Genomic DNA, 18,539 nt, shown 5'->3' with positions numbered 1-18,539 from the left:
GGCAGGCTCAGGATTGTCGGATTGACCACAAAAACCAGCAAAAAAGCGGGTTAGAGACTGAGTTAGCAAATTCAGGACCAAGGCGCCCCCGGCTAACTCCCCTTCCCTTGCCCCCACTACGCAATTCATCGTATTTCTGATCCCCGGCCCGCCCCGTAATCTGTCGCTGCACTGCACAAATTGCGGACGGACCATTGATGAAAAAAACTTTAATTGCTTTATTGCTCAGCCTCGGCAGCCTGTCGGCGCAAGCGGCGCTCGACCCGGCGCAGGTGCGCCAGCTGGCCGCCGAGGACTCCAGCGACAAGGTGGCGGCCATCCGCCAACTGACGCAAACCGCCGACCCGGATGCCGTGCGCGTCCTCAAGGCGATGGCCGACGACAGCCTGTTTCTGGCCGGCGACAAGGTCGTCATCATCGATGGCGACAAGGCCTTCGACGGCGCGACCGGCGAAGCGCTCAAGATGCCGGCCAACCCCGAGTCGCCGACGGTCAATAACCGCATCCGCGGCGAACTGGCCAGCGCGCTGGCCGCGCTGAAGTTGTTCGATGCCGATGCCACGGTCCGCCTCGCCTCGGCCCAGAAGCTGCAAAGCCAGGTGACACCGGAAATGGGGCCGCTGCTGGCGCGGGCGCTGGAAAAGGAAACCGACGCCCAGATCAAGGCTCTGCTCACCCTCGCTTACGCCCAGGCCAATCTCGGCAACGCCGACTCGGCCGCCCGCCTGGCCGCCGTCAAGGCGCTAGCCGAAACCTCCTCGCCCACCATCAAGAGCGTCCTGCTGCCGCTGACCGAAAAGGCTGGCGAGCCGGACGACAAGGTGCGCTACGAAGCGATCGCCGCGTTGAAGGCGATCGACGGCCGGCTGGCCATTGCAGAAAACGTCGGCCGCGCCTTTTCCGGTCTGTCGCTCGGCAGCATCCTGCTCCTCGGCGCGCTCGGCCTAGCCATTACCTACGGCGTCATGGGCATTATCAACATGGCGCACGGCGAGCTGCTGATGGTCGGCGCCTACGCCACCTACGGCATGCAGACGCTGTTCCGCGCCTACTTCCCGGACGCCATCGACTGGTATCTGCCGGCGGCCATCCCGGTCGCCTTCTTCGCCGCCGCGCTGGTCGGCGTCGTCATGGAACGCACGGTCATCCGCTGGCTCTACGGCCGCACGCTGGAAACCCTGCTCGCCACCTGGGGCCTGTCGCTGGTCCTGATCCAGTCGGCGCGCGTGCTGTTCGGCGCACAGAACGTCGAAGTCTCGAACCCGAGCTGGATGTCGGGCGGTATCGAAATCATGCCCAACCTGATCCTGCCGTGGAACCGCATCATCATTGTCGGCTTTGCGATGTTCGTGCTCTTCCTTGTCTGGGTGCTGATGAACAAGACCCGGCTCGGCATGTTCGTCCGCGCCGTGACGCAAAACCGCCCGATGGCGGGTTGTGTCGGCGTACCGACCTCACGCATCGACACCATGGCCTTCGCGCTGGGCGCCGGCATCGCCGGGCTGGGCGGCGTCGCGCTCTCCCAAATCTCCAACGTCGGGCCGGACATGGGCCAGGGCTACATCGTCGATTCCTTCATGGTCGTCGTCGTCGGCGGCGTCGGGCAACTCGCCGGTGCGGTCTGGGCGGCGCTCGGTCTGGGCATCTTCTCAAAACTGCTCGAAGGCTGGGCCGGGGCGGTCATCGCCAAGATCAGCATCCTCGTCTGCATCATCATCTTCATCCAGAAGCGCCCGCAGGGCATCTTCGCCCTCAAGGGCCGCTTCGTCGAGTAAGGCTGAACCATGCGCAAATCTCTCACCCTTCGTATCCTGTCCTCACTGGACAAGAAAAGCTGGCAGGCGCTGGGTTTCTTCCTCGCCCTCGCGTTGGTCGTCATCCCGGTGCTCCATCTCAACTTCCCGGAAGACAGCGCCCTGCACGTCTCGACCTACGCCATCACGCTGATCGGCAAGATCATGTGCTACGCGCTGGTGGCCGTGGCGATGGACCTGATCTGGGGCTACGGCGGCATCCTGTCGCTCGGCCACGGCCTGTTCTTCGCGCTCGGCGGCTACGCATTCGGCATGTACCTGATGCGCCAGATCGGCCGCGACGGCAGCTACGGCGCCGACCTGCCGGACTTCATGGTCTTCCTCGACTGGAAGGAGCTACCGTGGTTTTGGGTCGGCAGCGACAGCTTCGGCTGGGTGGCCTTCCTGGTCATGGCCGTACCGGCCGTCGTTGCCTTCGTCTTCGGCTACTTCGCCTTCCGCTCGCGCATCAAGGGCGTCTATTTCTCGATCATCACCCAGGCGCTGACCTACGCCGCCATGCTGCTCTTCTTCCGCAACGAAACCGGTTTCGGCGGCAACAACGGCTTTACCGACTTCAAGCGCGTGCTGGGCTACAGCGTCACCTCGTCGGAAACCCGGCTCGTGCTATTCGGCCTGACCGCCGTGATGCTCGCCGTAACGCTGGTCTTCGCCGCCTGGCTGGTCAAATCCAAGTTCGGCCGCGTGCTCACCGCCATCCGTGACGCCGAAAGCCGCGTCATGTTCATCGGCTACAACCCGCTCTGGTACAAGCTGACCATCTGGGTCATCTCGGCCGTACTGTGCGGCATCGCCGGCGCACTCTACGTGCCGCAGGTGGGCATCATCAACCCGTCCGAAATGAGCCCAGGCAACTCCATCGAGATCGCCATCTGGGTGGCAGTCGGCGGGCGCGGCACACTGATCGGCCCGATCATCGGCGCCTTCGTGGTCAATCTCGCCAAGAGCTGGTTCACCGTCAGCTTCCCGGAATACTGGCTGTTCTTCCTCGGCCTCCTGTTCATCGTCGTCACGCTGATGCTGCCGCAAGGCCTGGTCGGCCTGTGGAAGAAACTGATGGCGAAGAAAGGAGACGCAGCATGCTGAATACCGTCAATATTTTTGAGGACGACCGCCCGGAAGGCAGCGACGGCGCCGACCAGATGGGCCACTTCGTCACCGGCGAACTCGATCTGTCGCACGGCGTCGCGCTCTATCTCGAAGACATCACCGTCAGCTTCGACGGCTTCAAGGCGCTCAACAACCTCAATCTCGAAATCAACGCTGGCGAGCTGCGCTGCATCATCGGTCCCAACGGTGCCGGCAAGACGACCATGATGGACGTCATCACCGGCAAGACGCGACCCGATTCGGGCAAGGCCTACTTCGGCCAGTCCATCGACCTGACCCGCCTGACCGAACCGGAAATCGCCCACGTCGGCATCGGCCGCAAGTTCCAGAAACCGACCATCTTCGAGCAGCACACGGTCTTCGAAAACCTCGAGCTGGCCATGAAGACCGACAAGCGCGTCTGGAAAAGTCTGATGGCCTGGCTGGCCGGCGACGAGCGCGACAAGATCGCCGAAACCCTGCGCCTGATCCGCCTCGACGGCGAAGCCGACCGCCAGGCCGGGCTACTTTCGCACGGCCAGAAACAATGGCTGGAGATCGGCATGCTGCTCATGCAGGAACCCAAGCTGCTGCTGCTCGACGAGCCGGTCGCCGGCATGACCGACGACGAAACGATGCGCACGGCCGAACTGTTCGTCTCGCTGGCTGGCAAGCATTCACTGGTTGTCGTCGAACACGACATGGCCTTCGTCGAGAAACTCGGCGGTCTGGTCACCGTGCTGCACGAAGGCTCGGTGCTGGCCGAAGGCAATCTCGCCACCGTACAGAATGACCATCGCGTCATTGAAGTTTATCTGGGACGTTAAGAAACCATGCTCACCATTGAAAACCTCAACCAGGCCTACGGCGGCAGCCACATCCTGCGTGGCCTCAGCTTCGAAGTGAAGACAGGCGAAGTCACCACCCTGCTTGGCCGCAATGGCGTCGGCAAGACGACCCTGCTCAAGTCGCTGATGGGTCTGCTCAAGACCAAATCCGGCAGCATCACCTTCGACGGCAAGGACATCACCCACCTGCCGCCGCACGAACGCGTCAAGGCCGGCATCGGCTTCGTGCCGCAAGGCCGCGAGATCTTCCCGCGCCTGACGGTCGAGGAAAACCTGCTGATGGGCCTCGCCACCAAGCCCGGCAGCACACCCATCCCGCAACGCATCTTCGACATGTTCCCGGTGCTCAAGCAGATGATGCACCGCCGCGGCGGCGACCTCTCCGGCGGCCAGCAACAACAGCTCGCCATCGGCCGCGCCCTGGCCATGGGGCCGAAACTGCTGATCCTCGACGAACCGACCGAAGGCATCCAGCCCTCCATCATCAAGGACATCGAACGCGCCATCCGCATGCTGGCCGAAACCGGTGAAATGGCGATTCTACTGGTCGAGCAGTACTACGACTTCGCCGAATCGCTGGCCGACCAGTACCTGCTGATGGAACGCGGCGAATTCATCATGCGCGGCCGGGGTGAGACGATGCCGCAGGATGGGGTTAGAGAGGCGTTGGCTGTTTGATTTCTGATGGCTGCTTCGTGCTGCGGATTCAACCGGTGGATGCAACGGTTTGGTAAAAACGTTGTGCCGGTGTTTCGTAGTTTAGTGTTTTCCGTGGGCGCTCATTCAGTTTTCGGGCAATGGCACTCAGCTTCGCTTGCGAATAGGGGGACAGGTCAATTCCCTTTGGGAAATACTGGCGCAACAGGCCATTTGTATTCTCATTCGTTCCACGTTGCCAAGGGTGATGGGGATCGCAGAAATAGACTTGAATATCCGTCGCCAGCGTGAATCGCTTATGGCCAGCCATTTCCTTGCCCCGGTCCCAGGTGAGCGATTTGTAAAGGTCTTGCGGCAACTTACGAGCGTTTTTGATCAGGGCGTTGGTGACGGTCCCGGTGTCTTTGCCGGAGAGCTTGACCAGCATCAGGTAGCGCGACTGACGTTCGACGAGCGTTGCAATCTGACTGTTCTTGCTGCCGCACAGCAGATCCCCTTCCCAGTGCCCCGGCACCGCTCGATCATCAGCCGTGGCCGGCCGTTCGCTGATTGACACAGCATCGACGATTCGGCCGTGATCGGCAGTCTTTTGTGTGTGATGGCGAGAGCGGCGCATGGCTCGCGTCCGCCGCAAATACGCCAACAACTCTTTCTTCAGAGCGCCTCGGGTTTGAATATAGAGGGTGCGATAGATTGTCTCGTGTGACACCTGATTGCTCGCATTGTCTGGGTTGGTCCGCTTGAGCCAGCCAGCAATCTGTTCTGGTGACCACAGCGACTGCAGCTTGTTCGCCACTATATGCGCCAGCCCAGGGTTCTCAGTCAGTTTGCAAGGCTTGGGGCGAAGCGCCCGAGTCCAGGTTGCCTGGTCGGCCTGAGTTGCTCGGTAGCATTCACGGCCACCATTACGTTTGACTTCACGACTGACGGTGGACGGTGCTCGTCCCAATTGCGCAGCAAGCACACGGATTGAAAGCCCCGCCACCAAGCCTCGGGAAATCTCCTCCCGTTCAGCAAGCGTGAGCGAACGTTTCGAGCGACATCGGGGTGCCGGTGGAATGCCACCTGTCTCGGCCAGGACTCCCTGAACCGATGAGTGGTTTCGATCAAATAACTGGGCGATTTTTTGAAGCGAATCGCCCTTGCGCCAGCGTTCCCACATCAGCGCCTTCTGGCTATCCGTGTAATAGATTCGGGGTCTCTGCTTCATTGGCAACACTCCTTCTGCTCACGCAGTTTCTAGTGTGTTGCATCCACCGGTTGAATCCGCAGCCCATTGCGGACATAGGCCTGTTAGGAAAGCGGTCGTTCAGGAACGTTTGAATTCACCGGCCTGCGCTGCTTTTCGCGCAGGTCCAGTGGAATGATGGGTTAGGCCGATCAAGATGCGAAGCTCACCGTGGCATCAGCGCGAACACACCCCAGCCCAAGTATTCACGCGTGCAAGCAGCGTAGCGCTCGGGTTCCGAGGTCAGTTGGGCTCGAACCTCGTTGGCCAACTCGTCATCGGCGTTGGCTTCAAGCCATCGGCGCATAGTAAGCCATTTGGCCGCTTCGTATCTGTCCCAGCCGTTTTGGTCAGCCAGAACCATTTCAACAACGTCGTAGCCAAGACGGCCGAAAGACGCGAGTAGTTCCGGAAGCATGAGAAAGTCAGTGATTGAGTGGGCAAGGCATCCCTTGGCAACCTCTTCCGTCGGTGGCAACTGCCGCCAGAACGGCTCGCCGATAAGGATGATCCCTCCAGAGCCCAGGCTCTGCGCCAGAAGCTTGATAGTGCCGGCTACACCCCCGGCGATCCAGGTGGCACCGACACAAGCTGCCAAGCCGACCTTCTCGTCAGAGACATAGCCCGCCGCATCGCCATGGATGAACTTGACTCGATCGGCAACACCTAGCTCTACGGCACGGCGTTCCGCTTGTTCGGAGAACAACTGGCTCATGTCGATGCCGGTGCCGATGATGCCGTGATCGCGTGCCCAAGTACAAAGCATCTCTCCCGAACCGCTGCCGAGGTCGAGCACTCGGGTCCCCGATTCCAGACGCAGTGCGGCACCGAGAGTGGCAAACTTTTCGGGAGTAAACGGGTTGTGGATGCGGTGAGCACTTTCAGTGATGTTGAAAATACGTGGGATATCCATTTCGGAAAATTTCTTCTTTACTTGCGTGAATTGATTCGGTTACGGCCTAACGTTGAAGTCACCAGCGCTGCGCAGCTTTATCGCGTAGCGTCCGTGTGGACTGCCGGGTTATGTTCGTTTCTGAATGGTTAAACAATGCTCGTCCTCCCCAATAACGTCAAACCCTTGTCTCTTGAAAAATGAAACGGCCCGGTTATCTTTGAAAACGCTGCCTTCTATCGATTTACATGACGGGAATTGGTGCGCGATTTCGCGAAGCGCCCATTCTCCGATACCGTGGTTTCTGTACTTGTCTTGGATTTGCAAGTTGTGAAGAGAAAGGGCTTCACCTTTTTGTTCTACGCCAACATATCCAATCGGTTCAGAGCCTTCGCTTATCAGGAAATTAATCCAGGCGGGATAGTGGGCGGACAGAACATCCGAGCGCCATTCACCCCAATGGCGCTTGCTCAGCTGTTCCATGTTCTGCTTGGTAAGTTCTTGGGCAAAGCAATGCTCAGCGTCTGTGGATGCAAGTAGTAGGCGCAGGTCACTCATAGAACATAACTGTTATTCAACGGACCCACCGGTCCGCATATTGATAATCGGTGAACATGGCAATTCAAAGTAACCGCTTGATTCATTGAGGGTAGGCTCCAGCAGGCTGTCCGCATATGCAATGATAGTACGGACCGTTGAGCATTGGGTATGCAGGTTGCAAGAACATTTAGACGAATGGCCGCAATGGCGGCATATCTTGAAAGGCTGGTTGTGGCCGAGAGCGGGCTAAATTCGCTCTGCGTATTCCTGCGTATTCCCCGCCAACTTGGCTTTCCCGGATAATCCGGCCATGACCTCCCGCCTTCCAATATCGCAGCCTGAGCATTCACCGAGCTGGCATGCAGAGCTGCATCTTGGCTTCGCCCGTGCCGGCGAACGGACAGTGCTGCGCGAAAACCGGCACCGCGGGCCGTTGCGTGTGCAGAAGGCGCTGTACCCCGAAGGCGAAGCAGTCTGTCAGACCATTGTGCTGCACCCGCCATCCGGCATTGCCGGTGGCGATCATCTGGCGATTTCGGCCGAGGTTGGTGAAGGTTCCCATGCCCAACTGACCACACCGGGCGCTGGCAAGTGGTATCGCAGCGGCGGCGCGGAAGCCTCACAGCGCGTTGCTTTCACGGTCGGCGAAGGGGCGACGCTGGAATGGTTGCCGCAGGAAACCATCGTGTTCGATGGTGCGCGGGCGCGGATGGAAACGCAGGTCGATCTCGCAGCCGACAGCCGCTATATCGGCTGGGACATTCTGTGCCTTGGCCGCGTGGCGGCGGGCGAGCGTTTCGAAAAGGGTCGGTTCGACCTGTTTCTCCAGGTTAATAGAGACCAGCGGCCGATCTGGATTGAGCGCGGTGGCTTCGATGGCAGCGACCCGATGCTGATTAGCCCCGCCGGCTGGGCCGGTGCCACGGTGTGCGGCACCTTGCTGTGCGCCTTCCCGGAATGGCCGATGCAAGCGAGCGCGCTGCTCGAAGCGTGCCGCAAGATCGTCCCCGCCGATGGCGCCCAGCATGGCCTGAGCGCCTTGCCTGGCGTACTAATCGCCCGTTACCTCGGCAACAGCAGCGAAGCCGCCCGTTTGTGGTTCGCGGAACTTTGGACCATCCTGCGCCCGGCCTGCTGCGGTCGACCGGCCGTCATCCCCCGAATCTGGAATACCTGAGGAGTCTTCATGGAACTGACACCCCGCGAGAAAGACAAGTTGCTGATCTTCACCGCCGGCCTGCTCGCCGAGCGGCGCCAGGCCAAGGGCCTGAAGCTGAATTACCCGGAAGCCGTGGCGCTGATCACCTGCGCCATCATGGAAGGCGCCCGCGAAGGCAAGACCGTCGCCGAACTGATGCACGCCGGCACACAGATTTTGACCCGCGCCGACGTGATGGACGGCATCGCCGAGCTGATTCCGGAAATCCAGGTCGAAGCCACCTTCCCGGACGGCACCAAGCTGGTCACCGTGCATAACCCCATCGTTTGAGGCGCTGACATGATCCCCGGAGAACTCCTCGCCGAACCCGGCGAACTCGAACTGAACGCCGGCCGGCCGACGATTACGCTGGTCGTCGCCAACACCGGCGACCGCCCGATCCAGGTCGGCTCGCACTATCATTTCTACGAAACCAACGCCGGGCTGAGCTTCGACCGCGAGGCGGCGCGCGGCTTCCGCCTCGACATCGCTGCCGGCACCGCCGTGCGCTTCGAGCCGGGCCAGACGCGGACCGTGCAACTGGTCGCGCTGGCCGGTGACCGCAAGGTCTATGGCTTCCGCGGCCTCGTTCAGGGAGCACTATGATGGCAAACAAGATTACCCGTCAGGCCTATGCCGAAATGTTCGGCCCCACGACCGGCGACCGCATGCGCCTGGCAGACACCGAGCTGATCATCGAAGTCGAGAAGGACTACACGATCTACGGCGAGGAAGTGAAATTCGGCGGCGGCAAGGTCATCCGCGACGGCATGGGCCAGGGCCAGCGCCTCTCGGCCGAAACGGTCGACACGGTCATCACCAATGCCCTGATCGTCGATGCCGTGACCGGCATCGTCAAGGCCGACATCGGCTTGAAGGAAGGCCGCATCGCTGCCATCGGCAAGGCCGGCAACCCGGACATCCAGCCGGGCGTCACCATTGTCATCGGCCCCGGCACTGAAGTCATCGCCGGCGAAGGCATGATCGTCACGGCCGGCGGCATCGACAGCCACATCCATTTCATCTGCCCGCAGCAGATCGACGAGGCGCTGTATTCCGGTGTCACGACCATGATCGGTGGCGGCACCGGGCCGGCGACCGGCACCTTCGCCACCACCTGCACGCCGGGGCCGTGGCATATCCACCGCATGCTGGAGGCGGCCGACGCCTTCCCGATGAACCTCGGCTTCCTCGGCAAGGGCAACGCCAGCCTGCCGGAAGCCCTGCGCGAGCAGGTCGAAGCCGGCGTCATGGGTTTGAAGCTGCATGAAGACTGGGGCACGACGCCGGCCGCCATCGACTGCTGCCTGACGGTGGCCGACGAAATGGACGTGCAGGTCGCCATCCACTCCGACACGCTCAACGAATCGGGCTTCGTCGAAGCGACGCTGGGCGCCTTCAAGGGCCGCACCATCCACACCTTCCACACCGAAGGCGCCGGCGGCGGCCATGCGCCGGACATCATCAAGGCCGCTGGGCTGCCCAATGTCCTGCCTAGCTCGACCAACCCAACCATGCCCTACACGGTGAACACCATCGACGAGCATCTCGACATGCTGATGGTTTGCCACCACCTCGACCCGAGCATCGCCGAGGACATCGCCTTCGCCGAAAGCCGCATCCGCCGCGAAACCATCGCCGCCGAAGACATCCTGCACGACCTTGGCGCCTTCTCGATGATGTCGTCCGACTCGCAGGCCATGGGCCGGGTCGGCGAGGTCATCATCCGCACCTGGCAGGCGGCGCACAAGATGAAGCTGCAGCGCGGCGCCTTGCCGGAAGACAGCGCCCGCAACGACAACTTCCGGGTCAAGCGCTACATCGCCAAATACACCATCAACCCGGCGCTGACCCACGGCATCGCCCACACCGTCGGCTCCGTCGAAGTCGGCAAGCTGGCCGATCTGGTGCTTTGGAAGCCGGCCTTCTTCGGCGTCAAGCCGAGCCTGATCCTGAAGGGCGGCATGATCGCCGCCGCCGCGATGGGCGATCCCAACGCCTCGATCCCGACGCCGCAGCCGGTGCATTACCGGCCAATGTTCGGCAGCTTCGGCAAGGCGCTGAAAACCTCGGTCACCTTCATTTCGCAGGCGGCCCTGAACAATCCGGCCATTGCCGCGTTGGGCTTGAGCAAGCCACTGGTCGCCGTCTCCGGCACGCGCACGCTGACCAAGGCCGACATGGTGCACAACGGCGCGACGCCGGAAATCACCGTCGATCCCGAAACCTACGTGGTCAAGGCCGACGGCGTGCATCTCGTCTGCGAACCGGCCACCGAACTGCCGCTAGCCCAACGCTACTTCCTGTTCTGACATGCTGATCCTGAACCAACGCACCCAACAACTCGCTACCGACTCGGTCGCCCTCGCCTACGACGAACGCAAACGCAGCCGCCTGAAGGTCACGCTGGCCTCCGGCGCCGAAGCCGGCATCTTCCTCGAACGCGGCGACCACCTGCATGGCGGCGACAAGCTCGCAGCCGAGGACGGCAGCGCCGTCGTCGAAATTCTCGCGGCCCCGGAGAAACTGATCGAGGCCATCGCCGACAGTCCGCTATTGTTTGCGCGTGCCGCCTACCATCTCGGCAACCGCCACGTGCCGGTTCAGATCCTGCCCACCGAAAACGGCGGCAAGCTGCGCTTTCAGACCGACCATGTGCTGGCCGAGATGGTGCGTGGGCTGGGCTGTTCGGTCAGCGACGCTGAAGCGCCGTTCCAGCCTGAATCCGGTGCGTATGGTGGCGGCCACCACCACGGCGACGAATCCGCTACCGACCTGCACAACCCCGGCCACGGCCCACATCGGTCCGTACCGAAAATTCACGAGTTCAAGCCGCGTTGAAAACCTGCCTCCAACTTGCCCGTCTGCTGCAACTGGCCAGCCCGACGCTGCCGGTTGGCGCCTACACCTATTCGCAGGGACTGGAATGGGCGGTTGAATCGGGTGTTATCCGCGACGAGGCGAGCGCAGGCCGCTGGATTGCCGATCTGATGCACCACGGCATCGGCTGTTACGAAGCGCCTATGGTTGCCGCGCTAATGACGGCATGGTCGGCCGGCGATGTCGACGAGATTGAATGCCTCAATGCCGAATTCCTGGCCAGCCGGGAATCGGCCGAACTGCGCGCCGAAACCGTCCAGATGGGCTTTTCCATGCGCCGCTTGCTGCGCGATTTGCGCGATGACACGCTGGCCGCAGTCGCCACACTGGTCGAAACCCAAGCAGAAGTGGCCTTTCCCACCGTCTGGTCGGGGATCGCAGCCGCCTGGCAGATCGAACCGGAAGCCGCAGTCACCGCCTACCTGTGGTCATGGGCCGAAAATCAGGTGATGGCCGCACTGAAAGCTGTACCACTTGGGCAGGCCTCCGGGCAACGCCTGCTGGCCGAACTTGGCAGCCGGATTCCTGAGGCGGCAGCAAACGCCAACACCCTGCCGAAATCCCGGTGGTCCAACTTCACGCCGGCCTTCGCCATCGCCTGCGCCCGCCACGAAACCCAATATTCACGTCTCTTCAGATCGTAAAATCATGAGCAAACAAGCACTCCGCGTCGGTATCGGCGGCCCGGTCGGGTCCGGCAAGACTGCCCTCACCCTCGCCCTCTGCCAAGCCCTGCGCGAGCAAATCGACATGGCTGTCGTCACCAACGATATCTACACCGCCGAGGATGCCAAGTTTCTGGTCAATCACTCGGCGCTCGCGCCGGAGCGCATCATCGGCGTTGAAACCGGCGGCTGCCCGCACACGGCCATCCGCGAGGATGCCTCGATCAATCTTGAGGCCATCGACCGCCTGCAACGCGCTTTCCCCGCTGTCGAACTGATCCTCGTCGAATCCGGCGGCGACAATCTGGCCGCCACTTTCTCGCCCGAGCTGTCAGACCTGACCATCTATGTGATCGACGTCGCCGCTGGCGAGAAGATCCCGCGCAAGGGCGGGCCAGGCATCACCAAGTCCGACCTGCTGGTCATCAACAAGATCGATCTGGCACCAATGGTTGGCGCCTCACTGGAAGTCATGGCGCACGACGCCAAGGTTCAGCGTGGCGAGCGGCCTTTTGTCTTTACCAATCTGAAGACTGGCCACGGCCTGGAGACCATCATCGAATTCATCCGCGAGAAAGGGATGCTCTAGCCGGTCGCATCAGGTTCAGGCACTCGAGCGAGGCCGCAAGGTCCAGGGCACTGAAGTCGTCAAAGTTCTTCAGGGTCGGGTTCGCCCCTTTTTCCAGCAGCAGCTTGACCAGATCCGGTTTGCTGTTGGACGACACGTACATCAGGCAACTGGCGCCATTGCCGTTTTGCTGGTCGATGTTGATGCCGGCCGCAATCAGGCGCTCGATCACCGCATGGCTGCCGTTGTAGCAGGCCAGCCACAGGGCATTGCAGCCATCGGCATTGAGCACGTCGAGATTCACACCCAGTGCCAGCAGTTCATCGACAATATCGAGCCGCCCCAGCTTGGCCGCCCGCATCAGCGGCGTAAAACGGCCATCGGCCTGCAGCGCATCGATGTTGTCGGCGGGAAAGCGATAGTCGGCAAGAAATGCGGCGAGTTGGGGGCTCATGATTATTCCTTTTGGCGTTGGGGATAAGGCGGGCCGGTTTCGATACGCTCGTCGGTAATCGGCGTCCCGACCGTAAAGTGATAGACGCTCTGGTAGCGCTGGCCGCTCAGTCCGGCCACTTGATGTACCGGATCGTCGAAGAAGCAACCAATGCCGGTGCCGCGCACCCCGGCCGCTTCGGCTTCAAGATAAAGCACCTGCCCGACCAGCCCGGCTTCGCGCAATAGTTCGCGGTACCCGTGAGCATCTGCGGTGGCCGCCTCGAATTCGCCGAGCATGCCGAGCGAAAAGGCGCTGGTCGAGGCGATGTCCTGATGACACGACAGCGAGCGAGCCAGGCGTTGCATTTCCTGCAAACCCATTTCGGCGAGCTGGATCAGGCCAAGGTGAGCCGGGCACTCCGGATCGAAGTCGGCAACCGGACGACGGCCGGCGAAGCGCTGCTCGGCCGGGACCAGCGCGGCCGGCAAGGCCGTGGCCGCAGCCGGAGAACGCGGCAGCAGATAGAGACCGCTCGCCAGGCCTTCAACCCGCAGCACAAAAAGCAGTAGATGAATGCGGGGTGAGGTCTGCTGAGCCAGCCACGGGCTCTGCGGCCGAGGCAGCACGGCATCGAGCATCCGGTAGAAGGCGGGTTTGGACAAGCTGTAGCGCGGGTCGAAACGCTGGCCGCTACGGCGCTGGCGAATGATCTGTGCGGCTCCGACCGGGTTCGGATGGGGGCCAAGTGGCGGCAATGGTGCAAAACCCATGCTTCCCTGAGCGCGGACCATCCCCTCCCGGCTGGCGGCAGCAACCTGATCGATGGCCGGCCAGCGATAGCCGGGCGATGGATCGATGCGGCTGGGCTTTCCTTGCCAATCAGCGGCGTTCAGCCATTCGACCAGCAATTCCGCGGTGGGCGGCATGCTCAGGCCGGGGGCACGGATGGCGAGCAAGAGTTCCGGCTCTTCGGTTTCGGTAAAGGCGTAGCGCGACGACGGGAAATCGTCCGCCCGGTCCAGCCCGAGGTTGTGGCCCAAGGTTTTGCCATCGATGGCGAGCGGCACCACTTCCCAGCCGAGCAGCGCGGCAGCATAAGCCAGGGCGCCAATGGCGTGACCAACATCAAGCTGGCAGTAGCGAAAGGCGCGTTCGCCATATTTCCACGCTTCGCGCCACATGATGCTGGACAGGCCAACGGCCAGCCACGCCTCACCCGCCACCGGGCCACGTAGCGCGCGCCCTTCGAGGGCGTGATCTTCGGGGTCGTAGTGATGCAGGCCGTCGCCAACGCCTGGCAAACCGGCGCTCAGCACATAGGCTTCAACCGGATGCAGGTTGCCGGACGACGGATTGCAGCGCAGGGCCCAGCGGTTCGGGCCCCAGCTTTTCCAGGCAGAGAGGCCAAAGGAGAGTTCGAGCAGCGCACCGAGGCTGTTCAGGTCGGGAGTAATCGGACAATCAGGCTGGGCCGGCAGTTGAGCGAAGCAGCGCTCGTAACGGTCAGCCGTCAGCGGCAGTTCAAGTTGCGGCGCCCCGGGATAGTGGCGAAAGGCGGCTGGCTGTGCGTCCCAGTCCAGCTGGCCGGGGCCTTCGGCGTAGGCGTCGAAGCGGTGTTTGGTCCGCGCGTGGTAGGCGCGAACGATGTCTTGCGGGGTATCCGGCACGATTCGGGGGCTTTCTGGCTGAGTGTTCAACGACAGGCGGTGACCCGGAAATCGGCAATGCCGACCTCCCCGTCGCTCTCGTAGACAGCCACGGCGCTCAGTTGTTCGCCTTCGCACATGGTGCTGACCGAGGCACCGGTTTGCGGCGTGTAGACGATGCCGTGCATCGAGCAGCGCAGGTAGCGCCCGGAGTAGTCGAATACCTGAGCCTCCTCGCAATCAAGGCGGCGTGGCATGTGCACGCAGCGGTTGAGGTAGGCATAGACCACGCCTTCGAAGCGCAGGAGAAGAAACTCCTCTTCCCGCCCCTCGAAAACCAGGCTCAGCTTGCGGTGCTGGCCATTGGCCAGCTCACCACTCGGACAGACGGCAAACTTCGGCGCGTAACGCTCCACTCCATCATCCCTTCTTCAGGCACCCCGCCAACGCCGAATCCATGGTGGCGAGATGGGTGGCAAACCACTCGGGCAAGGCCCTGACGTAATTGCGGGCCATGCCCAGTCGGCCAGCGGCCACGCCGCGGGAAAAATGGGCCAATTCGCCCAACACGCGCAGGTGCTCGCTGTTGTGCTCGCCGATGGCCGGGAAACGGCAGGCTTTCATCAGCTTGCCTTCGTGCTCGAAATGCTGCCGGGTATGTTCGTGCAGGCGGACGAAAAGCGCCGGGAATTCCTCGTCGGACGCAACGAGCAAGGCATAAGCCAACTCGACGAATTCCCGGTGGGTGCCATCCATTTCCGGCACCCCCAGCGCATGGCGGGTTTCATCCCAAACCATCAAATCGCCCCGTGCGTTTCGCGCTTGGCGTTATTGGTGGTTTTCATCGCATCGTCGAGGCTCATGGTGGCCGACTTGAACTTGTAGGATTTGAGGGCGTTATAGACCGTGGCTACCTTGTCGGCGGCGCTCAGTCCCTTGAAATCGCCCTTGTCCAGCGCGACCAGATCGGCCAGTTCGTTCCAGACCATGCCCTGAACCAACGGAATGAAGGCGACCGTCGCACCATTGGCGATGGTCGAGAAGGCATTGGGAATATTGACCGTGAAGAAAACGGCAATCGTCCCGGCGTTGAATTCGGCGCCGAACTTCTCAAGCACGAACGGAAACTGCTGCAGTTCGTCCAGCGAGCCGGAAATCAGCTTCAGCCCCGCTGCATCACCGAGCAGGACAGCCTGCTTGAGCACTTCTGTCGGCGGCTTGCGGCGACCATTGGCATCGGCCACTTCACCTTCCTGCAGGATTAGTTCGCCCCGATAGGCGACGAGCCCGCCGTCGCTGGCGGCTTCCTTGAAATTGGCATTGAAGAAAAGGGATTCGTAACGATCAAGCGACATGTTGCTTCCTTGGTGGATTGAATTAATTTGGCGGCATCAGGCGGCAACTGCGGCGCCGATCAGATCGAAGACGTCGGCTTCAATCAGTTCGAGCTTCTGTTTCTTGCAGAAGCGGCGTTCCTTGTCGGTCGGGTTCTGGATCAGCACCCAGCCGGCCGGCTCGGCGGCGGCGTAGATAATGTCGGACATCACCATGCGCTCGGTATCGCGGTTCAGGCGCAGGCCCATCAGCAGGTATTGCTTGCCCTTGCGCAGTTCCTTGACCACCGGCGGGATCGAGAAGCCGCCCATCAGCTCGGTAATGAAATCGACGTAATCCGCATCGGAGGCGATGTAGTTGGCTTCCGGCTTCGGGGTACCCATCGGTTTGTAGAGAATGGGCAGGGCCGGGTTGATCACCTCGGTCTTCTGGTAGGCAACGCCATCCCAGAAATACAGCTTGTAGCGAAAATCGGTACCCCCCAGACGGGCTATGCCGACGATCAGGTTGTGCGGCAGGTCGGCGTAGGAGTCCTGCAACTGCGTGTCGCGGTTGATATCGATGACGTAGTGCGGCGCAATCGCCTTGATCCAGTCGTGTACGGCACCGCGCGTCCAGGCCGTTTCGCCATAAGTACGGTTGAGGAACTTGGTGACCGCGCTGCGGCCGCGTTTCAGCTCGACATTCATCGCGGCGCGCGGAAATTCGTACATCAGCTTGGCCGCCATCGGCTTGCCATCATTCATCGCGTAGATCAGCGAATCGCTGTCGGCCGGAATCGGCGCACCAGTCGCCGCATTTTTCACATCAGCCAGCACGCCGGGGCCAAGATAGGGAACGATGCTGCCGTCCTTGAGGCCGGCCAGCAGTTTTTCGCGCAGTTCTGGGGTCATTTTGTTTGCTCGGTAAGAGGGGTAAGCCTTTTGAGCAAATTCCACGCCCGACAGCAATGCACGCAGTGGCGCGGGTCTTCAGGCGTCCCAATTTGGGATTGTCATCTTTGCAACAAAGACCTGCCACCGGGAAATACATTTGGTCGATTGCGCTGATGCAGCTGACGAGCAAACTACTTAAAATACGCAGCAATGAAAGTCGCCTTTATCTCCCTCTCTCGCTTCTGCCGCACGATGGCGCTTGCCGCATTGGCGGGCTTGCTGCTGAGCAGTTGCGGCACAACCAAAGGCCCTCGCTCCTATCAGTCGGAAACCTTCCCAAGCGAAACGCCATTCCAGTATTACAGCAGCCGGGAACCTGATAACGCCTGTGAAATTGCCAAGCGCGCCCTGCTCAGCCAGGGCTATCAGATCGATGATGCGAAGCCCCGCAGCATTCGTGGCGAGAAATATTTCAGACCCAAGCCCGATGAAGCCAACACGCTGACCATTACGCTGGTTTGCCTTCCCAGCAGCCTGGGCACGGTGATTTACGCCAATGCCCTTGAAACCCAGTATGAAATGAAGTCGAAAGGGACCAATGCGGGCGTCAGCGTTTCTGCGCTCGGCTCTGTGTCGCTGCCCTGGGCCGTCGACAAGGACACGCTCGTCAAGGTTGGCGAGGAAACCATTACGGCGGCCGACTTTTACAAACGCTTATTCGACCTGATCAAGTCGCTGGACGCCTGACGCAGGCAGCCGCTACGGTTTCACAAGGTCGACAAGCTCACCTCGGCCACCCCGCCGATGACCAGAAATTCATCCTCGCCCTGCAAGACGCCCGGTAACAGGCCGCAATGGAAGAAAATCTTGGTCAGCGGAATGTCGACCGCGAGAATGTAGTCGCCAAACTCGCAGGCGCGGTCGCGACTGCAGGTAAAAGAATTGAGATTATTGAGCAGCACCACGTGTTGCCCCTTGCCCCGGCTTTCCAGCACTTCGTGATCGGCCAGGCGGTTGACGCCGCGATAGAGCGTGACATGGCGAGCACCATGATGACGCCGGGCCAGTTCGAACTGACAGAAGGTGTAAACCAGATCCAGCTGGGCCTCGATGGCATTGGTGCCATACAAGCCCTGCGCCCGCATTTCCTGATAGCGCCGGTAGGCGCTGCCTGATGGATCGCGCAGCGGCTGGCCATGGTAGCGCGGCGTCAGGCCGAAGCGCGATTCGACCCAGCCCTTGAGCACAGCGCCCTCGCGGCTGTCGGCATCGAAACTCCAGCCGCGGATCATCTTGATGTAATTGGCCTTGGCCCGACCTTTCTTGTCGCCGCTGAAGCCCATGTCCTCGGGGCGCTCCAGCCGGAAATGCACTGTCAGGTAGTCGCGAAAGACGTCAGCCCGCGCTTCCGGCGCTGCCGCTTCCAGGCGCTGAAACAGGTTGCGGTGCAGTTCGGCGACGCCGTCGAGCAACAGTTCTGCCGGGTAGCGCTGGAAGGTCAGGCTACCGAGCACAACGGCCGGCAGGTTGCAGCGATTGATCGGCAGTCGGGCCTCGCGCGGCAGTGTCGCTTGGAGAGTTGCGCCGGCCAGAAGGCCGCCGCTGCCTCGCAAAGAGTCAGAGTGGAGACTGTCGTCTCCTGAGTGCGGTTTTGTCTCGCCTGGGCTCGACGCATTGTCGTCACCCCTACAAATCGTAGGGACATTGTCGGATGTATTCGCTCCGACCGCCACCGGCTCATTTTCTATTTTCATTGAATAATCAATCAATTACGGCCTGCCAGTCGACCTGGCACGCTACATGCAGAAGGAGAGACGCGACTCTCAAAGATTCCTTCGCAAATCGACTGACAGACTAAGGAGATTACA

22 protein-coding genes are annotated in these 18,539 nt (G+C 61.4%); 12 read left to right on the top strand and 10 right to left on the bottom strand.

All coding sequences use genetic code 11. The features are described 5' to 3' along the window. Positions 1-197 precede the first annotated feature (197 nt). From urtB to urtE, 4 genes are read left to right on the top strand one after another with little or no spacing between them, the layout of a single operon-like run. Positions 198-1,775, top strand: coding sequence for an urea ABC transporter permease subunit UrtB (gene urtB / locus DARO_RS07445; RefSeq protein ID WP_011287195.1), 1,578 nt, complete (start codon positions 198-200; stop codon positions 1,773-1,775). A gap of 9 nt (positions 1,776-1,784) precedes the next feature. Beyond that, on the top strand, positions 1,785-2,900 hold the full coding sequence (gene urtC / locus DARO_RS07440; RefSeq protein ID WP_011287194.1) for an urea ABC transporter permease subunit UrtC: 1,116 nt from the start codon (positions 1,785-1,787) through the stop codon (positions 2,898-2,900). A 56-nt stretch (positions 2,901-2,956) separates the two neighbouring features. Beyond that, entirely contained in the window at positions 2,957-3,730 is a 774-nt protein-coding gene (gene urtD / locus DARO_RS07435; RefSeq protein WP_497463062.1) for an urea ABC transporter ATP-binding protein UrtD, read from the top strand. Between the two features lie 6 nt (positions 3,731-3,736). After that, positions 3,737-4,429: an urea ABC transporter ATP-binding subunit UrtE gene (urtE, locus tag DARO_RS07430; RefSeq protein ID WP_011287192.1), complete on the top strand. Its 693-nt coding sequence runs from the start codon at positions 3,737-3,739 to the stop codon at positions 4,427-4,429. Positions 4,430-4,457: 28 nt separating this feature from the next. Here the strand turns inward: urtE and DARO_RS07425 are convergent, their stop codons facing one another. The 3 genes from DARO_RS07425 to DARO_RS07415 all read right to left on the bottom strand — a co-directional run bounded on the left by DARO_RS07425 (position 4,458) and on the right by DARO_RS07415 (position 7,086). Next, entirely contained in the window at positions 4,458-5,618 is a 1,161-nt protein-coding gene (locus DARO_RS07425; protein ID WP_011287191.1) for an IS30 family transposase, read from the bottom strand. A gap of 184 nt (positions 5,619-5,802) precedes the next feature. Next, complete coding sequence (locus DARO_RS07420) at positions 5,803-6,549, bottom strand: class I SAM-dependent methyltransferase (protein WP_011287190.1); 747 nt, start codon at positions 6,547-6,549, stop codon at positions 5,803-5,805. 108 nt (positions 6,550-6,657) lie between these two features. Beyond that, positions 6,658-7,086 (bottom strand): GNAT family N-acetyltransferase, encoded by a 429-nt coding sequence (locus DARO_RS07415; protein WP_011287189.1) that lies wholly within the window; start codon positions 7,084-7,086, stop codon positions 6,658-6,660. Positions 7,087-7,378: 292 nt separating this feature from the next. Between DARO_RS07415 and DARO_RS07410 the strand changes: the two genes are divergently transcribed. From DARO_RS07410 to ureG, 7 genes are read left to right on the top strand one after another with little or no spacing between them, the layout of a single operon-like run. Continuing rightward, positions 7,379-8,245 carry an urease accessory protein UreD gene (locus DARO_RS07410; protein ID WP_011287188.1) on the top strand — a complete coding sequence of 289 codons (867 nt, stop codon included), beginning with the start codon at positions 7,379-7,381 and terminating at the stop codon, positions 8,243-8,245. A gap of 9 nt (positions 8,246-8,254) precedes the next feature. Next, on the top strand, positions 8,255-8,557 hold the full coding sequence (gene ureA, locus DARO_RS07405; protein WP_011287187.1) for an urease subunit gamma: 303 nt from the start codon (positions 8,255-8,257) through the stop codon (positions 8,555-8,557). A 9-nt stretch (positions 8,558-8,566) separates the two neighbouring features. Beyond that, complete coding sequence (locus tag DARO_RS07400; RefSeq protein ID WP_011287186.1) at positions 8,567-8,872, top strand: urease subunit beta; 306 nt, start codon at positions 8,567-8,569, stop codon at positions 8,870-8,872. Then, the gene (gene ureC / locus DARO_RS07395; protein ID WP_041224272.1) at positions 8,872-10,578 is read left to right on the top strand and encodes an urease subunit alpha; all 1,707 of its coding nucleotides are present in this window, start codon (positions 8,872-8,874) and stop codon (positions 10,576-10,578) included. Before DARO_RS07400 ends, ureC begins: the two co-directional genes overlap by 1 nt. A 1-nt stretch (position 10,579) precedes the next feature. After that, a complete protein-coding gene (gene ureE / locus DARO_RS07390; protein ID WP_011287184.1) occupies positions 10,580-11,107 on the top strand; it encodes an urease accessory protein UreE in 528 nt (175 codons plus the stop codon). Next, complete coding sequence (locus DARO_RS07385) at positions 11,104-11,790, top strand: urease accessory protein UreF (RefSeq protein ID WP_011287183.1); 687 nt, start codon at positions 11,104-11,106, stop codon at positions 11,788-11,790. Before ureE ends, DARO_RS07385 begins: the two co-directional genes overlap by 4 nt. 4 nt (positions 11,791-11,794) lie before the next feature. Continuing rightward, positions 11,795-12,400 carry an urease accessory protein UreG gene (ureG, locus tag DARO_RS07380; RefSeq protein ID WP_011287182.1) on the top strand — a complete coding sequence of 202 codons (606 nt, stop codon included), beginning with the start codon at positions 11,795-11,797 and terminating at the stop codon, positions 12,398-12,400. On the opposite strand, the gene DARO_RS07375 is transcribed toward ureG, so the two are convergent. From DARO_RS07375 to DARO_RS07350, 6 genes are read right to left on the bottom strand one after another with little or no spacing between them, the layout of a single operon-like run. Next, complete coding sequence (locus tag DARO_RS07375) at positions 12,375-12,833, bottom strand: ankyrin repeat domain-containing protein (RefSeq protein ID WP_011287181.1); 459 nt, start codon at positions 12,831-12,833, stop codon at positions 12,375-12,377. The two genes, ureG and DARO_RS07375, sit on opposite strands and share 26 nt — an antisense overlap. A gap of 2 nt (positions 12,834-12,835) precedes the next feature. Then, positions 12,836-14,512, bottom strand: a complete 1,677-nt coding sequence (locus DARO_RS07370) for a nitroreductase family protein (protein WP_011287180.1) — start codon at positions 14,510-14,512, stop codon at positions 12,836-12,838. Next, positions 14,509-14,877 (bottom strand): Rieske 2Fe-2S domain-containing protein, encoded by a 369-nt coding sequence (locus DARO_RS07365; RefSeq protein ID WP_011287179.1) that lies wholly within the window; start codon positions 14,875-14,877, stop codon positions 14,509-14,511. The genes DARO_RS07370 and DARO_RS07365 overlap by 4 nt, the downstream gene beginning before the upstream one ends. A gap of 4 nt (positions 14,878-14,881) precedes the next feature. Beyond that, positions 14,882-15,259, bottom strand: coding sequence for a hemerythrin family protein (locus tag DARO_RS07360; protein ID WP_011287178.1), 378 nt, complete (start codon positions 15,257-15,259; stop codon positions 14,882-14,884). Further along, on the bottom strand, positions 15,259-15,816 hold the full coding sequence (locus DARO_RS07355; RefSeq protein WP_011287177.1) for a hypothetical protein: 558 nt from the start codon (positions 15,814-15,816) through the stop codon (positions 15,259-15,261). Before DARO_RS07355 ends, DARO_RS07360 begins: the two co-directional genes overlap by 1 nt. Before the next feature lie 36 nt (positions 15,817-15,852). After that, positions 15,853-16,689, bottom strand: coding sequence for an SIR2 family protein (locus tag DARO_RS07350; RefSeq protein WP_011287176.1), 837 nt, complete (start codon positions 16,687-16,689; stop codon positions 15,853-15,855). Between the two features lie 192 nt (positions 16,690-16,881). Between DARO_RS07350 and DARO_RS07345 the strand changes: the two genes are divergently transcribed. Beyond that, complete coding sequence (locus DARO_RS07345; RefSeq protein WP_011287175.1) at positions 16,882-17,418, top strand: DUF2242 domain-containing protein; 537 nt, start codon at positions 16,882-16,884, stop codon at positions 17,416-17,418. 20 nt (positions 17,419-17,438) lie between these two features. Here DARO_RS07345 and DARO_RS07340 read toward each other — a convergent pair whose 3' ends face one another. After that, on the bottom strand, positions 17,439-18,284 hold the full coding sequence (locus DARO_RS07340) for an NAD(+)--dinitrogen-reductase ADP-D-ribosyltransferase (protein ID WP_497463039.1): 846 nt from the start codon (positions 18,282-18,284) through the stop codon (positions 17,439-17,441). Positions 18,285-18,539: the final 255 nt, after the last annotated feature.

Source organism: Dechloromonas aromatica RCB, from assembly GCF_000012425.1.
The sequence above is the reverse complement of the archived record's forward strand: the minus strand, read 5'-3'. Positions and strand labels throughout refer to the sequence as shown.

Excerpts from the sequence above, each read along its gene's own strand:
- urtB (WP_011287195.1), top strand. The coding sequence starts at position 198 with ATGAAAAAAACTTTAATTGCTTTATTGCTCAGCCTCGGCAGCCTGTCG.
- urtC (WP_011287194.1), top strand. The coding sequence starts at position 1,785 with ATGCGCAAATCTCTCACCCTTCGTATCCTGTCCTCACTGGACAAGAAA.
- urtD (WP_497463062.1), top strand. The coding sequence starts at position 2,957 with ATGGGCCACTTCGTCACCGGCGAACTCGATCTGTCGCACGGCGTCGCG.
- urtE (WP_011287192.1), top strand. The coding sequence starts at position 3,737 with ATGCTCACCATTGAAAACCTCAACCAGGCCTACGGCGGCAGCCACATC.
- DARO_RS07425 (WP_011287191.1), bottom strand. The coding sequence starts at position 5,618 with ATGAAGCAGAGACCCCGAATCTATTACACGGATAGCCAGAAGGCGCTG.
- DARO_RS07420 (WP_011287190.1), bottom strand. The coding sequence starts at position 6,549 with ATGGATATCCCACGTATTTTCAACATCACTGAAAGTGCTCACCGCATC.
- DARO_RS07415 (WP_011287189.1), bottom strand. The coding sequence starts at position 7,086 with ATGAGTGACCTGCGCCTACTACTTGCATCCACAGACGCTGAGCATTGC.
- DARO_RS07410 (WP_011287188.1), top strand. The coding sequence starts at position 7,379 with ATGACCTCCCGCCTTCCAATATCGCAGCCTGAGCATTCACCGAGCTGG.
- ureA (WP_011287187.1), top strand. The coding sequence starts at position 8,255 with ATGGAACTGACACCCCGCGAGAAAGACAAGTTGCTGATCTTCACCGCC.
- DARO_RS07400 (WP_011287186.1), top strand. The coding sequence starts at position 8,567 with ATGATCCCCGGAGAACTCCTCGCCGAACCCGGCGAACTCGAACTGAAC.
- ureC (WP_041224272.1), top strand. The coding sequence starts at position 8,872 with ATGGCAAACAAGATTACCCGTCAGGCCTATGCCGAAATGTTCGGCCCC.
- ureE (WP_011287184.1), top strand. The coding sequence starts at position 10,580 with ATGCTGATCCTGAACCAACGCACCCAACAACTCGCTACCGACTCGGTC.
- ureG (WP_011287182.1), top strand. The coding sequence starts at position 11,795 with ATGAGCAAACAAGCACTCCGCGTCGGTATCGGCGGCCCGGTCGGGTCC.
- DARO_RS07375 (WP_011287181.1), bottom strand. The coding sequence starts at position 12,833 with ATGAGCCCCCAACTCGCCGCATTTCTTGCCGACTATCGCTTTCCCGCC.
- DARO_RS07360 (WP_011287178.1), bottom strand. The coding sequence starts at position 15,259 with ATGGTTTGGGATGAAACCCGCCATGCGCTGGGGGTGCCGGAAATGGAT.
- DARO_RS07355 (WP_011287177.1), bottom strand. The coding sequence starts at position 15,816 with ATGTCGCTTGATCGTTACGAATCCCTTTTCTTCAATGCCAATTTCAAG.
- DARO_RS07350 (WP_011287176.1), bottom strand. The coding sequence starts at position 16,689 with ATGACCCCAGAACTGCGCGAAAAACTGCTGGCCGGCCTCAAGGACGGC.
- DARO_RS07345 (WP_011287175.1), top strand. The coding sequence starts at position 16,882 with ATGAAAGTCGCCTTTATCTCCCTCTCTCGCTTCTGCCGCACGATGGCG.